Here is a 6563-nt window from a genome sequence, read left to right on the forward strand (position 1 = left end):
CGCTCTCCCATTCACCGCGTCGTACTTCCGAGCATGCTTAAGCAAAACTCACGTTAAATAACTAATTTGCCTCTTCAAGCTCTGTCTTGTGAGAGGTTTTTTAATGGGTAATCCTGTCGAAAAATGCGATGTTGACCGACTTTAAAGACGACGATGTAAAAGCTCTAGTTGACCGCCATATTCTTGGATGAGGTTGAGCTGACGAATATAAAAACCCCGAAAGCTATTGGCAAAGAGCAAAGTAACAATTGCAATCACAAGACCCGCTGCGGTTGAGATTAAAGCTTCACTAATGCCCGCTGTCACACCGACCGTTTGGGTACTACCGACATCGCCAATTTTGAGGGAGCTAAAGGAATTCATTAAGCCTAAAATTGTCCCTAAAAGTCCCAATAATGGAGCCACGGCAATAATCGTTTCAAAGACAGTATTAAAGCGTTTTAAAACCGGAATTTCAGCCTTGGCAGCGGTCTCTAGGGCGATCGTTAATTCCTCTGATGTGGCGTTGGGAATACTGATAGCCTCAAGATAAATCCGACAGATAGGTAAATGTTGGTTTTTCTTCAACAGGGCGATCGCCTGATTTGGATCATCGCGGTAAAGCATCAAAACTTTGCAGAGGAGTGGTCGTTGCCCGCGGTTAATGCGGAACCAAAAAAATAATCGTTCAGCGATCAGCGTGACCGAAATAATCGAGCACAAAAAGAGTGGGATGGTGACCCAGCCGCCCGTGGTTAGAAGTTCAGTCCATGCCATAGATTTTGCCAAAAAATACCTTGTTTGAGAATAGGTGATTTTTAGCGTTTTTGGCCGACGGGAATAAAACTACCGACGATCAACCCAAACCCGACGGCAAAGGTAAGCAGCACGCCGAAAGGTAACTTAATCGATTCCCACAGGAGAAATTTAATCGAAACTAACTCAATATTTTGGATGGACATCACTGCTACTAATCCCAACCAACCCGCCAAAATCGTCATACTGAGCAATAATCCGAGCGTGCGCATGTTACTTCCCTTTGCCTTTACTAAAGAGCTTGAAATAGGTGGAGACGAAAAATTCTTTAAATGGGAATAGCAAGTAGGTAATGGGATTGATGGTCACGATGATATTACGGAAATCCCGACGCGCCAGATTGACGACCATTTTTGCCACAAAGTTTGCAGACATCACACCGATGGGATTGAGGTTGCTTTTAAATGGCCCCAAAATTAATTTACGAATCACAATGGGCGCATCTAAGCGTTGTAGGGTGACTAAATCTCCCAGTGCTCGTTTACTGAGCTCGTAGAGGGGACTCACCGCAGGGCTAACTTCAGCTTCGGAAGTATTTACCCAAATTTCTTTGCGGACGCGATCTTGGTTTGTTTTGATCGTGCTTAAAAATAATTCGATTAACCGTTGCTGGGAAAAGGTATTAATTTCGTAGGATTTTTGAATCGCTTCTGGGGTGCGATCGCCGTGGACATTGATGCCGTGATTGAGCACGAGAATATCTACTTTTTTTAGGTCTTCAAGAATTGCGGCTTCATTACCCGCTTGCCACTGAATTGTTTTTAGGGCAATGTCCTGACCCGCGATCTTAAGACTAAGTTCTTGGGGTTTTGAGGTGAGGGCGATCGCCTTTGCCCCTGTTTGATGGAGCTCTTTTAAGAGGGCTTGTCCGAGACTGCCTGATGCGCCCGTTACCGCGACCCGTTTTCCTTTCAATGACAATGCTGTCCCCATAACTTTGTCTACAAGCGTGAATGTGCCACAATAATACGCCTCTTGGTTATCAAAATGGTGTCGCCAATGGTAAGGACGATTGACAAACCAGTCACCGGGTAAGGCTTTAAAGTCGCCGGGCTGGTGGGTAATATCCGTGAGTTCATCCGCCATGGGAATCCCTAAACCGCGGGCGATCGCCGCCACCATAAACGACAGAGTATAAAGACAGCCCGCGAGCCCTAGCCAAGCCCCATCAACCTTGAGCAAATACAGCGTCACCCAAAACAGTAAACCAAAACCGAGCATGACCCCCGCTTCCGGTAAATCATTGTACCAATGGGCTTTTTTATAAATATCCTCGTCAATTACCGTCAAATCTCGGCGGAATACTTTGTGATGCCAAATATGCAGACGATTTAGCGGTTCCCAAATATGGGCGAGGGTGTGATAAACATCTCTGACGATCTCGACCCAAAATACGGAACCTAAAACCATGCCACTTCCGAGGACAAGCTGGCTGCTACTGATCATTAAAGAACCCAACAAGAATAACGAGATTTTTTATCTTCATTGTTGTAGCATTCTTTGTCTTCCCTTGGGAATTTATACTTGGTTTGGGATGTCTCTTTTGGGCAACAGGGAGTCGGGGATACGAGGATACAGAGACAAGGGGATCAGGGGATTGCTCTAGCTAAAACTTGTGGGCTAAAGCCATTTCCCCATTACCCTCTCATCCCTTCACCGTGTCATCATTGCAGGCTCTGTTTCACCGAAACTCAGGTTTGAAAAATGGCTATGGTTAAAAGTGAAAGCCTATTGCATCAGCCAAATGGCACCGATCGCCGCATGGTCGTGGTACTGCTGCGTTTCTTTATAAGAGCTATCACTTTCAGGGTAAATGCCAGCAAAATCAGTGACTGTCCATTGATTGGAACGAATCCACACCATTCTGTCCGGTGCATCAGCGAAGAAACCATTAGCAAAGGTGATGGCTTCACGCATTTCATTTTCTGTGCTGTAACTGAGGGTCGCTGTGCCATATTTGGCGATCGCCATGGTTAGGGGAGTCCCGGCACCGATACCCTGCGCTGTCTTAAAACTGGGGTTACGCACTGCGATGACATTGATTTTTGAGCTTTCCGTAATCGGGAACGAGTCAAAGCCGAGGTCATACTGGACTTCGCCGTACCAAGACAGTCGCAAACCCTCAGGCATATCGACACCGAGAACTGTGGGTTCGAGGGTCATGTCCGGGAGCATCGTGGCGCGAAATTCGGCTAAGGTCATGCCGAGTTTTGCTGTGCCAACACCATCAGCGGTAATTAAAAAATCCTCCGATGGCGATCGTACACCCATTTCATCACAACCGCCCTCGATGCCATCGACTAATTCCGCAGAAATTAAATTAAGGGAAGATCCATTCCAGTAATGGCTAGTCTCTTCAAAGCAACTACCAGCGCCGTTAAATTTATAGGCATTGTGAATGATATTGGTTTCGAGATCGACGGTCGGATACCCCACCAGCTGCACATCGGTATGGCGAAATTCTAAAGTGTCGTTGTCAAAAGTGGGTGTGGTGACAACAAATTCATAGACCCCTTGGTAGGCGGCATTCCAGCAGAGTACTTGCGCCAAATAATCGCCACCTTGGTGGACATAAACTTCAGAGAAATCAAAGCTTTCAGAGGGGAGCTCATCTTCGTCCATGCATAATCCCAACTCATTTTTCTGGTTGGCGATCGCCGCGAGGATTTGCTCTTTTTCTGCATCTGTGGCGGTGCGATTTGAGGCGGTTGGTAATTGCTCTACCGTTTCCCCTAGTACGACGACTGGTGATAGGGCAATGTCTTCTCGGTTTTCTGTGGGCGGGTTCACCGTGACGGCTTCAACATTTTGAGAAGATGAATACTGGGTGGCGATCGCCGAGCAACCGAGCAGAGAGCTACCGAACAACACAGCGACGGGAAAGAAAAAATGTTGAGATTTCATGGACTTTTGAAGATGAGAGATTAAATAAGTGAGTAAAGAATTAGTGAGGAATGAAACGAAAATCTTTTATAGGCAAAGACCGCTTTCGCTAATGCCGCGATAGCAAATCCATTCTTTATCGATATCGATGAGCTGCCAGTTGCCCAACTCATTTTTGGTGAGCGTTACAAGGAATTGATGCCCCTGTACCGAATCATCAAGGAAGCCCGTTTGGGTAATAACAACGGTGGCCTTGCTGGGCGCTTCAGCTGAATCATGGATGATTTCGATATATTCTTGCCAAGTCCCCTCGTTCACATAGCCCTCCTGTTGCGCTGCCCTTAGGGCGATCGCCAAGGGATGTGATCCTGAAACTTGGGTGGATGTTTGAGCCATCGCTTTTTGGTCGGGCAGGATGAATTCACAAGCCAAAGCTGTGGATATTATCCCAAAACCACCAAGGGCGATCGCCCCCGTTAACAAACCTTTTTGTGTAACCTTCAGAAAGTTGTTGCCGTTAAACATTGAATTATTCCTGTCTCAAAAAATAAAACCGACGATCTGTTCTTCCACCCTAAATTTGGTCATTCCGCCAAAAGCGATCGTCTTACCTTCACATTAGGTCTGAAATTTTAAAGATTTGATGTTGTCACCAAAATAGAAACCAACGTTTGGGCGTTACCATGCAGGCAGAAACGAATAATCCGACTAGTGAAAAGCCTTGGTAGACGAACTGAAAACACGACTCACCCAGCATCTCAAACAAATTATTCGGAACCGCGATCCCTATTTTTCGACGGTGGGACATTTCTATGTGAAAGAATATGCCCGGCAGATGATGGCACAGTATGGCGAGCCAGAAACCTTCCACTTTGAGGTAGAAGGCAAAACCCACGAAAATATCATTTTGAATCTCTGCACTGATGCAACCATCCAGTCAAAACCACCGATTTTAATTGGCGCTCACTACGATGCCGTTATTAATAGTCCGGGAGCTGATGATAACGCTACCGGGTTGGCAGTTTTACTCGAAATGGCAAAATTTTTCAGTGAAAATTCGGCACGATATCCGATGCGTTTTGTGGCTTTTGACCTCGAAGAATTTGGCTTACAAGGCAGTTTCAATTATGCGGCTCATCTTCGTAAAAAAAATCAGCCATTACGACTAATGTTGAGTTTAGAAATGTTGGGGTTTTGCTCCCATGAACCAAATTCGCAAAATTACCCCAGCTTTTTAAAGTATTTTTATCCTTCGACGGGAAATTTTATTGCTTTGGTTGGCGATATCCAGACTATCCCTGAGATGTGGGGCATGCAACACCAAATTAAAAAATCAGTGTCTTGCGAATGGCTGCCAGCGGGGTGGCGAGGTTATCCAGTGCCTGATGCGCGGCGCAGTGATCACGTGGCGTTTTGGGAACAGGGCTACAAAGCAATGATGGTGACAGACACAGCTAATTTGCGTAATCCTCACTATCACAAGCCCAGTGATACGTTTGAAACACTAGATTTAGATTTTCTTACCAATGTTTGCACGGGACTCTGTGAGGCGATCGCCGTTTTATAATTACAGACCTAAAATTGAATTAATTCATCGCGAGAACTAATGCCGATGGCGATCGCCAATCTGCCCACTCACTCAGTAGAAAAGCGCGCTAAAAAAATATGCCATTGCTATAGTCGAAAGGAAAGCATCGAGGTGAGTGGTTTGGTTGCAGCAGTTCCCCAGAAACAGAAACGTTATTCACTGGAAGAATATCTGGCTTTGGAAGCAGAGTCTGAAGTCAAGCATGAATATCGAGACGGAGAGATTATTGAGATGGCGGGCGGTACGACAAATCACAATAAGCTTGCCGGAAAACTTTATGCTCTCTTACTGATGGAGTTAGCGGATCAAAATTGTGAGGTTTACATCGGTGATGTACGGCTCTGGATTCCAAAAACAAGGAAGTACACTTATCCAGATGTAATGATTGTCCGAGATGAACCGATTTATACTGACACCACAAAGATGACGATTACCAATCCAATTGTCATTGCTGAAGTGTTATCAAGCTCAACCCAAAATTACGATCAAGGAGAAAAGTTCGATGCCTATCGTTCTATTCCTAACTTCTCCGAATATCTCCTGATTGATCAATATCAATGCTACGTAAAGCATTTTGCGAAAACGGCAGAAAATCAATGGCTTTTGACGGATTGTAAGGATATTAACACCACGATTTCTTTTGCATCTATAGATTTCAAGTTGGCTTTGGCTGAACTCTACAAGAGCATTGTTTTTAAATAATGAGTAAGTATAATCGCAAAAAGCAGTGTAAGCTGCTTTTTGCGCAGATTCTCAATTCTCCACAGAAAGTAATTGAAGTTTTAATCAATTACCAAAAATTATTTGATCGGAACTTTTTTCTATTTACGGTTAGTCTCGTAATAAATAAAGTCAAAGTAAAATTTAGAGATATTGCAAAAATTCTAGTTGGCTTAATTCGATGCATAATAGCAAAATTGAGTCTTTGTTTTTTCCGTCAGACCTCAATAGAAACTAATGAAGATGATCGAAACGAATATATACAGTTTATGGAGGAACTGTCACAAGCTGCGCTACAAAACTATGCTCAAAGAAGTGTGACATTTCCAATCCTCATGAAGTATGAACACTTACTCAATAGAAACTTTGGATATTTACTTTGTGATTGGTTACTCACAGAATATCAATTACATCCAAAATATCAAGAGGAGCTAATTGGCTTGTTAACGAATTTATTGCTTGATATTCAGCAATTTCCACGAGGAAGACGCTGGGAGAATATTGAAATTGTCATTCAAGGATCTAAGTACAGGACAAAAGTTGAACAGGGTCGAATAGAGGACAAGGAAAAGAGGAA

8 protein-coding genes are annotated in these 6563 nt (G+C 44.2%); 3 read left to right on the top strand and 5 right to left on the bottom strand.

All coding sequences use genetic code 11. From position 1 onward, the window contains the following. Window positions 1–141: 141 nt before the first annotated feature. From NIES208_RS18150 to NIES208_RS18170, 5 genes are all read right to left on the bottom strand, one after another. A complete protein-coding gene (locus NIES208_RS18150) occupies window positions 142–756 on the bottom strand; it encodes a MotA/TolQ/ExbB proton channel family protein (protein WP_075894400.1) in 615 nt (204 codons plus the stop codon). Between the two features lie 41 nt (window positions 757–797). Next, on the bottom strand, window positions 798–1007 hold the full coding sequence (locus tag NIES208_RS18155; RefSeq protein ID WP_075894401.1) for a lipopolysaccharide assembly protein LapA domain-containing protein: 210 nt from the start codon (window positions 1005–1007) through the stop codon (window positions 798–800). A 1-nt stretch (window position 1008) separates the two neighbouring features. Continuing rightward, window positions 1009–2241 carry a bifunctional sterol desaturase/short chain dehydrogenase gene (locus NIES208_RS18160; protein WP_075894402.1) on the bottom strand — a complete coding sequence of 411 codons (1233 nt, stop codon included), beginning with the start codon at window positions 2239–2241 and terminating at the stop codon, window positions 1009–1011. Between the two features lie 282 nt (window positions 2242–2523). After that, window positions 2524–3699 carry a DUF1176 domain-containing protein gene (locus NIES208_RS18165; protein ID WP_075894403.1) on the bottom strand — a complete coding sequence of 392 codons (1176 nt, stop codon included), beginning with the start codon at window positions 3697–3699 and terminating at the stop codon, window positions 2524–2526. Window positions 3700–3765: 66 nt separating this feature from the next. Beyond that, on the bottom strand, window positions 3766–4203 hold the full coding sequence (locus tag NIES208_RS18170) for a hypothetical protein (protein WP_075894404.1): 438 nt from the start codon (window positions 4201–4203) through the stop codon (window positions 3766–3768). 196 nt (window positions 4204–4399) lie between these two features. Between NIES208_RS18170 and NIES208_RS18175 the strand changes: the two genes are divergently transcribed. From NIES208_RS18175 to NIES208_RS18185, 3 genes are all read left to right on the top strand, one after another. Next, the gene (locus NIES208_RS18175) at window positions 4400–5245 is read left to right on the top strand and encodes a M28 family peptidase (RefSeq protein WP_075894405.1); all 846 of its coding nucleotides are present in this window, start codon (window positions 4400–4402) and stop codon (window positions 5243–5245) included. Window positions 5246–5290: 45 nt separating this feature from the next. Next, window positions 5291–5968, top strand: coding sequence for a Uma2 family endonuclease (locus NIES208_RS18180; RefSeq protein ID WP_084176686.1), 678 nt, complete (start codon window positions 5291–5293; stop codon window positions 5966–5968). Further along, the coding region (locus NIES208_RS18185) for a hypothetical protein (protein ID WP_216349437.1) at window positions 5968–6563 on the top strand (596 nt) is incomplete at its 3' end. The genes NIES208_RS18180 and NIES208_RS18185, both read left to right, overlap by 1 nt.

The organism is [Limnothrix rosea] IAM M-220, from assembly GCF_001904615.1.
Lineage (GTDB): Bacteria > Cyanobacteriota > Cyanobacteriia > Cyanobacteriales > MRBY01 > MRBY01.

Coding starts and splice junctions, on each gene's coding strand:
- NIES208_RS18150 (WP_075894400.1), bottom strand. CDS start 756: ATGGCATGGACTGAACTTCTAACCACGGGCGGCTGGGTCACCATCCCA.
- NIES208_RS18155 (WP_075894401.1), bottom strand. CDS start 1,007: ATGCGCACGCTCGGATTATTGCTCAGTATGACGATTTTGGCGGGTTGG.
- NIES208_RS18160 (WP_075894402.1), bottom strand. CDS start 2,241: ATGATCAGTAGCAGCCAGCTTGTCCTCGGAAGTGGCATGGTTTTAGGT.
- NIES208_RS18165 (WP_075894403.1), bottom strand. CDS start 3,699: ATGAAATCTCAACATTTTTTCTTTCCCGTCGCTGTGTTGTTCGGTAGC.
- NIES208_RS18170 (WP_075894404.1), bottom strand. CDS start 4,203: ATGTTTAACGGCAACAACTTTCTGAAGGTTACACAAAAAGGTTTGTTA.
- NIES208_RS18180 (WP_084176686.1), top strand. CDS start 5,291: ATGGCGATCGCCAATCTGCCCACTCACTCAGTAGAAAAGCGCGCTAAA.